Below are 15163 nucleotides of genomic sequence, written 5' to 3'. Positions count from 1 at the left end.
AATATGAACGAACTAGTTATTCAAACACATAATTTTGAAAAAGCAAAAAATCAGTTAAAACAATTTTCTATGACGAAACCAGATGAATTAGCTTTAAAAAAAGTTGACGTTGATGGGGGATTGTTTAATTGGTTTGATCATAAGGTAACAGGTCAAGAATTAAATGCTTTAACCAATCAGATACAAGGTTATCTAATCAAATTCAATACTCTAAATACAAAGTTTATTAAAGAATTTGGTGAAGTTTATAATGCGTTGGAGGCATTAGATAAAGAATACATACAAGCAATACTCATTTCGATTAAGGCAGCTGAAAAAGCAAGTAAAGAAGCTAAAGATGCTCAAAAAGATATCAATAAAACTATAGAAATGCAAAAACAAACAATATTAGTCTTAAAAAATTTTAAGGATAAGTTGGATAAATATGAGCATCTTGAAAATGTTGATGAAGTGTGGAAAGATACTCAAAAATTTGCAAAAGAGCTAAAGTCAGTTTATACGGAAATTGCTAGCATAAAAAAAACTACTGATGCTCAATATAATACGCTAGTTACCTTGAATCAATTTGTTGGAAAAGTGAGCAAATACAAGCACCTTGCAAGCATCGACCTTTTATGGGAAAATTCTCAAACTTTTAGTAAAAATATTAAATCAGTTAATACTCAGATTGTAGATATTAATAATTTAATCAAAGTTCAAGGTCAAGAGATAGAGGGCTTTGAAACAATTTAAGGAAGAATTGAACAAGTACAACCACCTTGAAGATATTGATGAATTGTGGGAAGACTCTCGTAAATCTAAGGCAGTAGTCAAATCACTTGAGAAAAAAGTTGAAGGTCTTGAAAATAATTTGTATGTAGCTAAACAACAAATCAATGAAGAGAAAACCAATTACGAGAGCAAGATAAATACTCTATCCAAAAAAATGAAAATTGCTTATGCCCTAGCTGGAGGTTCCATAGGTATTACACTAATTCAATTTGTGTTGAATATATTGGGGATTCTATAATGGGAAATAAATACGAAAATGCTTTTTTAGATTTAGCTTCGAAATTAGATGCATTGGTCGGAGAACATGGAGAAATAACGAAGTATGCAATAGCGATTGTCGAAAATCAAGATCAAATAGCGACAATCACATTACTTAAAAAGATATCCGATGTTGTTGATTTGAAAAAACACATTCAAGAAGTTAAATTGTTGGCAAAAGCATTAAAGGATAGCTTAATTAAGTATTATGGTTATATTACAGTCTTGGATATTTGTAATAAGGATTTAATAGATCAAGACAATAGGACTTTGCCTGAGTTGTTATCTGAATTAAATGAACTAATAGGTTTGAATAATGTAAAAACAAAAGTAAATGATCTTATCGCTTATCAAAAGGTACAGAAGATGCGTAAAGCCAAAGGGTTAACATCTACTAAAAACACACTTCATCTTGCCTTTATGGGTAAACCCGGAACAGGAAAAACTACTGTGGCTAGAATTGTAGGAAGAATTTATAAACAGATAGGATTACTCTCGAAGGGGCATTTCATTGAAGTTTCCAGAACGGACTTGATAGCGGGTTATCAAGGTCAGACAGCTCTGAAAGTTAAAAAGGTTATTGAAAAAGCAAAAGGCGGTGTGTTGTTCATTGATGAGGCCTACAGCATTACGGAAAATGACCATAGCGATTCTTACGGTCGAGAGTGTTTGACTGAACTGACAAAAGCACTAGAAGATTATCGAGATGATTTGGTTGTAATAGTAGCTGGTTATACAGAACCAATGAATAAATTTTTTGATTCGAATCCGGGGCTTAAATCTCGTTTTAACACGTTTATCGAGTTCGAAGATTATACAGCAGATGAATTAGAAGAAATTCTATTGAAGATGTGCAATAGAAATGAATATATTTTAAATGAAGATGCTAAAAAGAAAATTAGACCGCTATTACAAGAGTTAGTTGAAAGGAAAGACGAGAATTTTGCCAATGGTCGCTTGGTTCGAAATATTTACGATGAGCTGATTATGAACCATGCTAAAAGAGTCGTGGATATTGAAAACCCAAGTAGAGAAGAGTTGTCACTTATAATTGCTAATGATTATAAGGGATAAGGAATTATAATCTAAATGGAAAAGTTCACTAAAAAATAGGTAGAAATTATGTAAGATGTGAGTATTTTGATTAATGAAAGGTATTTCAACTACAACTTATATAATTTTTGTATCACCATCAATACTACCGCGATGAGGGTATGGAAAATTCCTAATGAGAAAAAGACAATGGTAAGATTGATTTACCATTGTCTTTGTTGTTGACTTTTTAAAAATTAATTAAATTGTTATCAAAATCTCTTTAGTCATACATCTCTATAATGTATTCCTCTAATGGGAATTCGGGATAAAGTTTATTAGCATATTTAAACGCTTCAGCTTCACTATTAAATACTGCGACAAACTCACTTTTTTGAGTGTAAATTATTACTTCTTCTGCTTTTAATAAAGCATTCTCCATTGAATCTGCCCATGATGATACTTCTAAAAATGCTTCAATTTCAAGTACATATCTGCAATTTACCCGAAGGATCTTTAAATGTCCTATAAGAATATTATGGGTGATATTGTAAACATTATTTTCACTATCTAATTGTACTAAACAAGGTGATTCTTGATTCTTTAAAATTGCCCATCCATTGTTTAAATATTTCGCTTTGAGTAGTCCCTTTCACATAATTCTTCGATGACATCTTCTTTTACCTGTAAATGCATAGCCATTTGTTTTGTTGAAATAACATTCTCTAATAAAAATTTAAAATCTTGATTCTGCAAATTTTCATTGTTCATATGTAATTTATAGTAAAATATACATATTAAAATTAATTAAGATGATGGAGCTATTGGATTTAGAGCAAGAGCTATGTTAAATCATGTAAGCCTACTAGATGAAATAAGTAATAATAACGTCAAATGGTATATTGAGAACAATGTGGTAATCGAAATAGCTTATATATTTATACGCTTTTAAGGAGGGGTTTTATGGAATTTCAACTATTTTTAGATGAAAGTGGAGATTTTGAAAATGATAATAATAAACCAGAAAATTGGCGACCCTCTCTAATTGGTGGACTGTTGATTGAAAAAGATACTATTTCTCAAGATGTTGCGAAAGTCTTAGTGAAAAGAACTACTGGTAAAGATAAAGTTCATTGTAAAGATGAAACTGGCACAACTGTTATAAATATATTAAAAGAGCTTGAAAAGTTTAAACATGAAGTCATTATTTTCGAAAATACTGAAAAAATAGTAGTAATTGATTCAACTACCACGTATTTGAACATTATAGCAGAGGGTTTAATTCAACTTATTACACGTTTATCCGCAATTCATGGAAAAGTAGAATTAGAAGTTTCTGTAGCCTCTAGAAAAGATGTCTCAAAAGGAACTGGAATTATAGACTTTTCAAATTATGAAAAAATTTTGAGAGAAAAGATAATAGTTGGTATTGCGAAAAAAGAATTATCAAGCAAGGTTTTACCAAAATTTAAAGTTCATTTAAGCGATGCAAGATATGATGAAATGCTTATGCTATCAGATACAATTTGCAATGGTTTTTTGACACAAGATGCGAAAGTAAAATTCAGTCATGATGAGCGACAATATCTAAAAAAATATTTTAAAAATGCTAGAATCACCTCGTTAATACCTAAACTCGAAAATCAATTACAAAGTATGCTTATAAATAACAAAGTATCGGATGCCATATTTACATTGCTTCTAGAATATTCTCAAGATAATAAGGAAACTGAAGCATTATTCGTAGAGTTATTAGTTCCTAAATTGCAAAATATGCGTTTAGAAGAGATAGATAATCAATTATTGAAAGTTACATTAGAAATAGGTCACTTGGTAAAGATACAAAAAGAATTTTCTTTAGCTAAAAAAATTGGGATTGCAGTGCGGGATTTTTTAACCCCGATTATGAGAAAAGCAAAAGTCAAATTTAGTAATATTTTTGTATTAGACGTAATCCTATATTTATATACGATTTACACACATGAAGGGGATATAGAAGCAGAACACTTAGACGAAGTTTTTAATTTGGAACTTAGAAAAGTACAGGATTTAATTACAAAATTAAATTATTACATTATGTATCAAAATCGTAAAAGTGTTCATTTGTTAAACTTTTTACAAAATGAAGCTGCTATTAATGTTTTAACTTCGCTCATTAAAGCGTGTAATGATTTAATGTATCTACTAGAGATGATAGATGATGAAAATCTTCAATCAATAGATAAATTTAATCAATTAGGAAAATTATACGGAACGAGAGGACAGGCTTATACAAAATTAATTAATAAGAACCCATCTTTATTAGACAAGGCCTTAAAAGATTTTGAGTATGCCATTGATCATTTTGAAAAAGAAAAAGATATTGAAAGACAATATGTATATAGTGCTAATGCATTTATTCAAGTAAATCAAGTAAGGGATGCATTGACCTACCTATTAAAATGTGAAGGTATTTCTCAATTGTCTCAGGAAGCGTTAGAAGAATGCTGTGATAGATGGGCTGAGGATTACAAAGGAAACATCTTCAAGATAAGTACATATGTGAAAATAATTTCAATGTCTGATGATGAATTATATGGTGGAGAGTTTTTATTAAAGACTCTCAATAAATCAAAACTGGATTTAGCACAGCTATATAAGGATTTAAAAAAAGATATACTATACCCTTTACCGTTAATTTTTTGGAATTTAGCAAAATACTACAGGAAGGTGAATAATACCAAATTAGTAAAAGAAAATATTGTAAAAGCATTACAACTATTAAATGGAATTTCCGAGACAGCATATATTTTAAAAGTTCTTGCTACTGCCATAAAGGGCTGGGACTATTTATATTACGTTGAAGAAAACAAACCTTTTTTAGACAAAGAGAGGGACTTCCAACAGCATATAGCTACGTTAAAAAATCAGTTAATGAAAAATAAACAGCTAAGTCTTTTAGAAACGTTAAATTTATATAATATGTGCAAGAATCCAGTACAGAAAGAGGATATTCAGCATCTTATTGAGATAGCAGAATTAATTTAGATTAAATCTTGAGGTGATTACAATGTTAAGTAGTATAGAAACTCGCACAGTTAAGGATTATCTAACATTACAGTCTGATGAAGAAAGACTCCAATTTATTTGTAACTCATTTGGATTGAAAAAGCCCAAATTAATCGGAAAAATAGAAATCAATTCAATTGGAAGATACAAAATAACAAACTTTTTAAACCCTATAAACGGAGAGAAAATTCCAAGAGTTGCAGAAGATGCTGCAGAAACTGAATTTGTATTTTATGATGAAGGCAAAAAAGATAATTTAATTGAGGATGATTACGTTACATTTGATTTTGTACCAAATCCAGAACTAAAAGAGAAAAAATTAAGTCAAGGGGAGATGTTATAAAAATAGTACCGGGTTCTGTAAAAAAGTTCAATCCTATTTATTCAATTACTTCTGGGCAAATTGGTATTAATATTAAAGATATTGAAGTTGAAGCCTTAGTAAAGGTAGATAAAAATTTTGATTCTACTATCTATTATGCAAATAATATATATAGTGATTTAATAGATTGTTATATAAAAAATACAATTGATGAATTTGATAAGAGAGAACTAGCCTTCGACCAAAATGTTATTAATGAGAATAAAAGAATAAATGAGAAGAATCAGGAATTGCTACGGCGTGAACAAGATTTAGATGATAGTCAGGAAATGTTGTTAAAAAAGGAAAATCAGCTATGGAAAATGGCTGACTTTTTAAAGGAACTAGGTTTTAAAATTGAAGAAGACGTCGAAATACAAGATATAGAGGATTCTAGTCAAAATAAAATAAAAGTAAATGAAGTTAATCTTACCATTCTTAAACAAATTCAAGCAAAAATTTATAAACAATCGGGAGAGAAGTTGTGGTACGACATAAATTATCTACAAAACATCCTAGTAGCTATTAGTACCGATCAACTTGTTGTGTTACATGGTGCTTCCGGTACAGGGAAAACGAGTATAGTTTCAGCTTTAGCTAAAAGTATAAATGCAAATTATAAAATAATTCCGGTACAATCGAGTTGGATTGATAGACAAGATTTATTTGGTTACTATAATCCACTAAGTAAAATGTATTTATCTACTCCTTTCTTAGACGCTATTTTAGAGGCAAAAAAGGAACAAAATAAAGATAAATTTTATTTAATTTGTTTAGATGAGTTAAATTTATCTCAAGTCGAATACTATTTTGCCGACCTATTAAGTTTACGAGAACAAAATGAGGAAATTCCGTTATACAGCGAACAAGAATATAACTATTCTTTAGAAGAAGTGAAATGGTTCCTTCAGAGAGTATATAACTTACAATCAGAAACTGAAATTGCCAATATAATGAATGAAATTTTAAAAATTGACGACAAAGATCAATTAATGTACATGCAACGGTACAAAAATTTAATGAAATTTAAACCTAGTTTATCAATTCCTGATAATGTTCGTTTTATTGGTACGATGAATATAGATGGGACAACTAAACCGCTAAGTCCTAAAGTAATTGACAGAAGTTACTTTATTGAGTTGAAGAAATCTGAAACAAGTTTTAATGAGGATATTGAGTTTAAGGATATACATTTAACCCCAAATGATTTTGAGGTAATTAATAAAATGAGCGAAGTTGGGGAGTTAGAAGGAAATTTATTAGCTCATTTACAAGCATGTAATGTTGAGATTAATCCGCGTACTAAAAAACATTTAAGCCAAATCACCCACTACTTTAAGTTAATTTGTTCTGAAAATGAAGAAGATAAACTAAATGTGTTAGATGAACTTTTGAATAATAAAATTTTACCGAAGATTAATTATTATATTAGTAATGACGATACTAATCACATTAAACTAAAGGATAAAATAGAAGAATTTGTAGGTGAAGAATCTAAATCCTATAAGAAGGTTCAAAAAATGGTTAACAATGCAGAATCTACTAAAGTATTCTCATATTGGGGGTAATTTCTTATGAATCTAACTCCAATAATGATCAATGTTCATTATGATATTAATTCTAATAAAAATGAGAAATTAAAACCTGTAGAAAAAGTAGAAAAAGTAGAAGAGTTAAAGTATGATTCCATAAATAATTGTTGGTATACCTTTAACCATTACAAAAGCTATTCTGAATATGCAGGTGCTATTAGATATAGTCAAATAGGTTTCAAAGGATTACAGGATGTACGTGATGATTTTACTGTATATATAGAGCATGATGATGTAGATAAAAAGGAACTATATTTAGATCGTGAAACTGGGATTTGGTTCGAGCTGAGCAAATTTAAAAAAGATAAATACTCTACTTCTGAAAAAGATCAAGTTACAGGTTTAAATCAATCAGGCTCCATAAAGGTAAAAGTTAAGCAAAAATCAACTGACGATTTGATTGAAGAATATAATATTATTTTCCTACCATCATCATTAGAAATTAACGATTACAAAATAATGATTGCAGAAATTTATAATATTTATATAGATTTATTAAAAAATAAAAATTCTTCAGTGAGATTAAATGAAAAAGAATTGTTATCTCTTAAATGGGTGGAAGATGTAATAAATAAAATCGAACCAGCATTGAAATATATAGATCTAAATCCAAATGAAAACTTTTCTATTCAATTGTCGAAACAAAAGCATACTAACGATAGAAACCGGTTTGATATAAGGGCAGAAATTTCTAAATCAATTTTTATGGGTAGTCCAAGTGTTAAAAAGATGGGAATTTATAAAGATAAGAACCTTTACGAGCATCGTGTCATTAAGCAGTTTTTAGCTTCATTAAAATTTTTATTTGAATTATATCTAAAAGAAAATCTATTGAATATAAAAAAAGAACAAATCAAAAATGAGTTGAGGGTATTTGAAGATAAAAGTAATTTCTTAAATGACTTTAATGAGAAAGATTACACAGCTCTTAAAGGTCAGGTACAGAAAATTGATGAAGAACTCAATAAAGAAAAAGAAGATTTAACTAAGAAATTATTAACAATTAACTCCGATCATAATCCATTGATAAACATGTATACAAATATTAATATTGAATTAAAGTTTAGAGTCCGTAGTTTACCAAAAAACTTTAAATGTGAACTGATAAATAATATTGTAATTACTAAGTTTGAGACTGCTTGGAATAATGGGTGGGATATCGAATTAATATCGTATTCATATAAAAATAGCTTAAATGAGCGAGTATTAATTCAATGGCCCCACCCAAGATTTAGTAAAAAGTTGAAGCTTGAACTACATTCTGTAGTATTAAAAAATCATGTTTATTTAATGCAAGCTCTAAATAACGAAGAAATCTTAGGTAAAGAGATATTAATTAATGGCAATGTTTATTATGATAGAGCTAAATTGAATCAATCTATTGATATTATTGGGACAGATACTGGAGTTGGGGAAATTTTCAATGATTACAATTTCACTTTTTTTAATATTCAATCGATAGCTGTAAGTGGCATAAAACGTCCTATTGTTAAGGATGATGTAATGGAAGATATAGTTCCGATTTTATTGAATTCTAGGGATTATTTAAGAAATACTGATAGGTTACTGCAATCCAAGCTAAAGACTACTTCATATGAACAAAAATTAAAATTAATAAATCGAATTTCTTTAGTTAATCATGAAGAAAAATTGTATAGGAAACTAGATGAAAAAATAAATAATTTATTAGAATTGAGTATTTTTAAAGAGATTGATTCTTTAGAATTCGAAAAACTAAGACCTACGCAAGTCTTTCTACATGATCCTTACTATAGAATAATTTGGAATGCATTAAAAGAACATGAGTATGTTAATACAATCTCGCTCAATGAACTTAATTCTAATAACTATATTAATGTAACTAACGTAAATAACATTTACGAAATTTGGGCTTTTTTAAAAATGATTATGATTTTAAAGACGGAATTAGGTTGGACTATAAGGGGAAAAGAAAGCCTGAGCAAATATATAAAGGATTTTCTTACAAATAAAAAAGTAAAAACTTTAGATGGGTTTAATATTGAATTAAATAAAAGCATTTATAGTTTATTTATTTCTTATACACCACACCTACCAAGAACTGGTTTACAACCGCTAACTCCAGATTATCGATTCATTTTGCAAGCACCTAATAAAGAAAGCAAAGTAATTTATTTGGATGCAAAATATAGAGATTATATAGAGCAAGGTGAAAAAGAATGGGAGAAGGATATAAAAACAGTAGCGATAAAAAAATATCTTAGAACTAAATCTTCAAATCCAAATTTAAACGGTGATGTATCCTTTATTCTACATTGCGATCAGAAGATGGGTGAACTCAAGGAAAAAGCGGGTGTCAGTTATAGTGCAGCATACGATAAAAACTTTATAAGTTTAGATGATGAAACAGAGTCGCTACTGAAAGAGGAATACGGACATAAAGTAGGGTCTATATACTTGTTACCGCAGGCTACTAATTCTTTTACCAGCTGGTTTAGAATGATTATGGAATATCATTTGGAAGATTTTCAAACTTGCTGGAGTTGTGGTGAACTAGAAGATAATGTAAAGGTAACGTTAGCATATACGGAGCGAGGTCATTTAAAATATTACTATGAATGTAGTAATTGCAATGATTTTTGGGTAAAAGTACATTGTAGAAATGGACATAAATTAATAAAGCATACTAACAATTACCATCAGCAGAAAAAAGATACTTATGCATGGTATGTTATTTGTCCAGTATGTTTTAATGGCAGAGTTGATGAAAATAACATAGACAATTTTATAGAATATTAGGATGAAGAATAAGTAGGAAATCGTTAAATTGCATATTTAAATAATCTCCGTAAGCAAATTAGTAAAACCTTATTAATTCTTTGTAATAGGATTTTTTAGGGTCAAAAAAGCCTTATGAACGTTGATATAATAGGCTTATAGGTTTTTTGATCAGTAACAACCGCCGGGTACAATTCGTAATCATGATGGAAGAGATACAAGAAGTGATAAAAGAATAGGCACCATTCGGAAGGAAGCCGAAAAACAGTTAAAAAGATAATACATTCGTTATAAAAATATTCTAAACATAATGTAGAAAAGAGATATACATTATGTTTTTTTATGGTTACTTTTAATAAAACATTTAGATTGACTGAGAAACTTAGTAAATTTATAACGACTAAATATTCAACCTACCCAAGTATGTAGATAGTGGGGTTAGTGGTTATTCGTATGGAAAATATTACTATATGCAGTGGTTTTATATTATACAAGATGTTCTGCTAGTGACCTTTAAAAGATGGAAGAAGGATGAGTAAGTGGACTTTAAAGATTATTTAAAATACAAACATGTTTTAAAAAAGGGTGAACGGAAGTTAAAGGAAATATCTATAGAGCAATATATTAATAGACTTGAAAACATGCGTCGGGAAGGAATATATAATGAGGAAAAACAAATTGACCTAGTTTTGGAAAAGAAAGTCCAAGAACGTTATAAAGACTGGAAAACATACATAAAGACTATTGAGCATTATCTTTATTCTAAAAACTATTAATCCAAAAAGCTTAGCATTGAGTGTGAAATAACAATATTTCTATGTGGACTCACATGGCCCTATTTTATGAAAAGAAATCCTTAGTGATAAATTAAAATGGTTAATAAACATACTGCCAAAACCTACATCATTTAAATGCTAGAAACAAGAAATACTTTAATTAAGGAAATACATGATAAATCATAAAAAGTAGAATGATATGGATTTAATACAAAGATGTCTTTAGAGCTATTTTAAAAGGTGAAACTTACTTAGTTCATTATTCGTGATGTGACCTTTAAAGTCATTAACAAAGCAAAATAAATAAGCAAAGATGCACCACTACATCTCATCATTATCTTGTGGTTTTCCTACCGTCAGTACTCGACACATATTGAATGTTTAAACATATATAAAACAATACTTAATTTAAGCAAAAAAGGGGCACTGGTAACAGGATTACCAATGCCTTTTTTGCCTCTTAAATAACTACGGTGAACCGTACCACAAATAGTGGTAAACTAAAAAGTAGAGATAAAGGATAGAAAAACGATTCTTGAAAGGCTTTTGACTAATCCTATATATAGCCGTGATAACATTCTATGAAATAAAAACGTATCAGAGTAGCCTTAAACATCTGATACGTTTTTGTTAATTGTTGATATGACAGCATTTTTACCATTAATATTCGTTGCCAGTATCGTTGATGTGATCACTGATAGCTGTATGTATATATATGCATCAACAATCTCCTTTTAATAAAATCATATACATTCTGGCATATACTAATAGCGCTGATTTAATGTAATTAGTTAAGTTAGAAAATCTTAAAATACCTTCCATTAAAAGTAGTGACTAACCACACACAAGCCACATAGAATGTGTGGCTAAACCATTACGAGTATAGATAGAAAAGGGTACCCCAGATTTTACTGAGGTACCCTTAATCTGTATTTTTAGAATACTTTTGTAGTCCAGTCCTCACAATTCCAAATATCAGTCGCAATTTCACGATAGAAATCAGGTTCGTGTGATACCATTAATATACTTCCGCGATATTCCTTTAGAGCACGCTTCAACTCTTCTTTTGCATCTACATCTAAGTGATTGGTAGGTTCGTCTAGAATTAATAAATTCGTTTCTGTGTTTAAAATTTTACACAATCTAACTTTAGCTTTTTCGCCACCTGAAAGGACTTCGACTTTACTTTCAATATGTTTCGTCGTTAATCCACATTTTGCAAGAGCAGCACGGACTTCAGCCTGATTCATGCTTGGGAACGTGCTCCAAATTTCTTCAATACAAGTGTTATAGTTAGATTGTTTAACTTCCTGCTCGAAGTACCCGATATGTTGATGCTCACCGCGTTCCACTTCACCCGAAATCGGATTTATCAACCCAAGAATACTTTTTAATAGGGTAGACTTCCCGATACCGTTTGCACCAACGAAAGCAATTTTTTGCCCGCGTTCCATTTTCAAATTTAGAGGACGAGAAAGAGGTTCATTGTAACCAATAACAAGATCTTCAGTCTCGAAAATCCAGCGACTAGCTGTGCGGCTTCTTTGAAATGAAACTCAGGTTTTGGCTTCTCTTTCCCCAATTCAATAACTTCCATCTTGTCGAGCTTCTTTTGACGAGACATCGCCATATTACGAGTCGCAACACTTGCCTTGTTACGAGCAACGAAATCCTTTAAATCAGCAATTTCTTGTTGTTGACGCTTGTAAGCAGACTCTAGCTGTTGCTTCTTCATTTCATATATGTTCAAGAAGTTATCATAGTCACCAACATAGCGGTTCAACTCTTGATTTTCCATGTGATAGATCAAGTTAACAACATTGTTCAAGAATGGAATATCATGTGAAATCAAGATAAATGCATTCTCATATTCCTGTAAATATCGCTTTAACCATTCGATATGCTGTTCATCCAAATAGTTCGTAGGCTCGTCTAGTAATAGGATTTCAGGTTTTTCTAACAAAAGCTTAGCTAGCAAAACTTTCGTACGTTGTCCACCGCTAAGATCATTTACATCTCGATCAAGTCCAACATCGTCTAATCCTAGACCACGAGCAACTTCCTCAACTTTTGAATTAATTTGATAGAAATCATTACTATCTAACGTTTCTTGTAGCTCTCCAACTTCTGCAAGTAATGCATCGATATCTGCACCTTCTTCACCCATTTTTGCATAAAGTGCATTAATCTCTGATTCAGCATCAAAAAGATATTGAAAAGCAGTACTTAAAGCATCACGCATTGTAGTGCCTTTTTGAAGTACAGCATGCTGATCTAAATAACCAACACGAACTTTTCGTGACCACTCCACTTTCCCTTCGTCGGGTTGCAACTTCCCAGTAACAATGTTCATGAAGGTAGATTTACCCTCACCATTAGCACCAACTAGTCCAACGTGTTCGCCTTTTAAAAGTCGAAAAGACACATCATTAAAAATTGCACGATCACCGAAACCATGACTTAACTTTTGTACATTTAATACGCTCATTTTTTTAACCCCTTATCTAATATCACATGTGGATATCTTACTAAATTCTGGCTAGATTTTCTATCATGAATTTATTACAATTTGCAAAATGTAATTCGATTTTCGCTATAAATTGAAGTTAGTCCCTTCTTAAATGAGGTTATTGAACGAAATTTGTTTGAGCTCTAAACTTAGATTTTAAATAAACATGCAGGACTTTTCAACACCCCATTTATTTCCTCGGAAAGCAAAGAGATGGCACCACTGCTTCCTTTCAAATTGGGAACTTACAAGGATGTTCGTTATGAGGGAGTAGGTCTGCTTTGGATATAGACTTTGAGGAGAATAACTGTGTCTTACCGTTTTTTACGATCTTTTTTAAAAATAAAGCCTTAACAAATGCAGAAGTATCTACCATAAGTAAATTAACTTTAATTGAGAAATATAAGATAAAACAATTGACAAATTTAGGGAACCTTTTAAACTATAATTGACTCTATCCTCAGATTCTTCTGCAATAAAATCTTCTACACTTCCTGTTAAAGTTATCATTATAATTTTTAACACACTTATATTTTCTTCAAAATTACATTTCTTATTTTTCACTTCACATTTATACCAGCTAATTTTTAAAATACTTAAATATATAAAGGAGATGATTGTTTCGTGGCATCAAATATGTATGCTGTTAAATGCTTATGTTGTGGACGTTCTGCATTTGAAGATTTTTATTACAAAACTGATGAGCAGTATACTTTTTGTATGAGATGCGGATATTATTATGCTAAAACAATTAAAAAGTCAACGATGGACACTATTGAATACAAGGAAGAGAAAATCGGAGGACATGGAATATTTATACTAGAAAATAAAGACGGAAGTCGGGAAAAAGTATCTTTGAACCGTAGTCTCACAAATGAACAATTAAAAGAGTTAAAGAATGCTCTCAGGGGAGAGAATGTTAACGGGGAAAAGAGTTACTTAGTTACTTACGAAAACGGAATATTTACCATACTATTCGGGACCCGCCTGAAAATTTCTATTTGTCGTTTGAAGAATATTGTGAAAAGATGTTTGCGAAGTATGGGGCTTTCTGACTATGACTTTATGATTCCGATTGAGGAATAGCATTAGTCTTTGAAGATAATTTGAAGAAGAGTTGAGGATGGAGGATTTATTGGGTAGGAGGAAGGATGCATTGGGATTTGAAGAAGATTATCAGGTCTTTATGAATGCTCACTTGCAAGCAAGAAACGGAGAAAGATTACGACGATTACAAGAAGGCCACAACCAAGCTGAAAGATTGTTTTTGGAACAAGTGTGGTGGCCCTCATTTTATCATTTTCAATATCTACATCCAGAGTATGAGGTTAATGATTTCAAGGAAGACAATAGATATTTGGATTTTGCTTATATTCGTCCAGCCATCCGGATTTGTTTCGAGGTCGACGGGTATGGCCCTCACTTAAGGAATATAAGCAGATGGAAATTTTCTGACAATCTAGAACGTCAAAATCAGTTGGTGATTGACGGATGGACCGTGATCCGCTTTTCTTATGACCAAGTTAAAGAGAAACCACGACGATGTCAGCAGGTTATTCAGCAAGTGGTTGGCCGTTGGCTAGGTGAAGATCTGGACCAGACCTCTCTGTCCTTTGTGGAGAAGGAAGTACTACGGTTTGCCATTCGAAAAGGAGAAGCCATTGTCCCAATAGAATTGCAGAATCATTGAAGCTAAGTGACAAGACGGTAAAAAAAGTCCTTTCTCAACTAGTCGATAAAAAGGTGCTGATTCCCGCATCGGGAGTTAAAAGGGTTCGTTCTTATAGGTTGGGGAATCAAGTAGTTAAGCACCTGATTTAATAACAGACGGAAAAATTCCGCTTAAATTGCTATTTATATGAAAAATAGCTTAAATAGACGGAGAAACTCCGATTATTAACCCAAAATATATGAAAATAGCGAATTTCAGTCTGAATAAACGGAAAATTTCCCCTTATATCCTTCAAAACAAGCTCAATGCTTGATTTAACCGGAGAATTTCCGCTTATTTTACTTCTTTTTATTACCAACTACAACAAAAAGGTTGCGGGCAACCCCT

Annotated in this window: 11 protein-coding genes and 1 pseudogene; 10 read left to right on the top strand and 2 right to left on the bottom strand. The window is 30.9% G+C overall.

The features are described 5' to 3' along the window. The first annotated feature begins 3 nt into the window (after nucleotides 1-3). The 3 genes from MVE64_RS13130 to MVE64_RS13120 are packed head-to-tail and all read left to right on the top strand — an operon-like array spanning nucleotide 4 to nucleotide 2103. Complete coding sequence (locus MVE64_RS13130) at nucleotides 4-732, top strand: conserved oligomeric Golgi complex subunit 6 (RefSeq protein ID WP_247338908.1); 729 nt, start codon at nucleotides 4-6, stop codon at nucleotides 730-732. Further along, nucleotides 719-1009 (top strand): hypothetical protein, encoded by a 291-nt coding sequence (locus MVE64_RS13125; RefSeq protein WP_247338907.1) that lies wholly within the window; start codon nucleotides 719-721, stop codon nucleotides 1007-1009. Before MVE64_RS13130 ends, MVE64_RS13125 begins: the two co-directional genes overlap by 14 nt. Next, entirely contained in the window at nucleotides 1009-2103 is a 1095-nt protein-coding gene (locus MVE64_RS13120; RefSeq protein ID WP_247338906.1) for an AAA family ATPase, read from the top strand. Before MVE64_RS13125 ends, MVE64_RS13120 begins: the two co-directional genes overlap by 1 nt. Before the next feature lie 241 nt (nucleotides 2104-2344). Here the strand turns inward: MVE64_RS13120 and MVE64_RS13115 are convergent, their stop codons facing one another. Beyond that, nucleotides 2345-2503: a hypothetical protein gene (locus tag MVE64_RS13115; protein ID WP_247338905.1), complete on the bottom strand. Its 159-nt coding sequence runs from the start codon at nucleotides 2501-2503 to the stop codon at nucleotides 2345-2347. Between the two features lie 521 nt (nucleotides 2504-3024). Between MVE64_RS13115 and MVE64_RS13110 the strand changes: the two genes are divergently transcribed. The 5 genes from MVE64_RS13110 to MVE64_RS13090 all read left to right on the top strand — a co-directional run bounded on the left by MVE64_RS13110 (nucleotide 3025) and on the right by MVE64_RS13090 (nucleotide 10595). Next, nucleotides 3025-5088 (top strand): hypothetical protein, encoded by a 2064-nt coding sequence (locus MVE64_RS13110; RefSeq protein ID WP_247338904.1) that lies wholly within the window; start codon nucleotides 3025-3027, stop codon nucleotides 5086-5088. A 22-nt stretch (nucleotides 5089-5110) separates the two neighbouring features. Further along, nucleotides 5111-5452, top strand: coding sequence for a hypothetical protein (locus MVE64_RS13105; RefSeq protein WP_247338903.1), 342 nt, complete (start codon nucleotides 5111-5113; stop codon nucleotides 5450-5452). A 269-nt stretch (nucleotides 5453-5721) separates the two neighbouring features. Then, a complete protein-coding gene (locus tag MVE64_RS13100; protein WP_247338902.1) occupies nucleotides 5722-7038 on the top strand; it encodes an AAA family ATPase in 1317 nt (438 codons plus the stop codon). A gap of 6 nt (nucleotides 7039-7044) precedes the next feature. Beyond that, nucleotides 7045-9840: a nuclease domain-containing protein gene (locus MVE64_RS13095; RefSeq protein WP_247338900.1), complete on the top strand. Its 2796-nt coding sequence runs from the start codon at nucleotides 7045-7047 to the stop codon at nucleotides 9838-9840. Nucleotides 9841-10358: 518 nt separating this feature from the next. Next, nucleotides 10359-10595 (top strand): hypothetical protein, encoded by a 237-nt coding sequence (locus tag MVE64_RS13090; RefSeq protein ID WP_247338898.1) that lies wholly within the window; start codon nucleotides 10359-10361, stop codon nucleotides 10593-10595. A gap of 935 nt (nucleotides 10596-11530) precedes the next feature. On the opposite strand, the pseudogene MVE64_RS13085 reads toward MVE64_RS13090, so the two are convergent. Beyond that, nucleotides 11531-13083 (bottom strand): annotated as a pseudogene (locus MVE64_RS13085) (ABC-F family ATP-binding cassette domain-containing protein). Between the two features lie 645 nt (nucleotides 13084-13728). Between MVE64_RS13085 and MVE64_RS13080 the strand changes: the two are divergent. Further along, nucleotides 13729-14190 (top strand): hypothetical protein, encoded by a 462-nt coding sequence (locus MVE64_RS13080; protein WP_247338896.1) that lies wholly within the window; start codon nucleotides 13729-13731, stop codon nucleotides 14188-14190. A 70-nt stretch (nucleotides 14191-14260) separates the two neighbouring features. Continuing rightward, nucleotides 14261-14794 (top strand): DNA-binding response regulator, encoded by a 534-nt coding sequence (locus tag MVE64_RS13075; protein ID WP_345740629.1) that lies wholly within the window; start codon nucleotides 14261-14263, stop codon nucleotides 14792-14794. Nucleotides 14795-15163: the final 369 nt, after the last annotated feature.

The sequence above is a fragment of the Metabacillus endolithicus genome (genome assembly GCF_023078335.1).
Lineage (GTDB): Bacteria > Bacillota > Bacilli > Bacillales > Bacillaceae > Metabacillus > Metabacillus endolithicus.
Note: the sequence above shows the minus strand (reverse complement) of the source record. Positions and strands in the feature narration are given on the sequence as shown.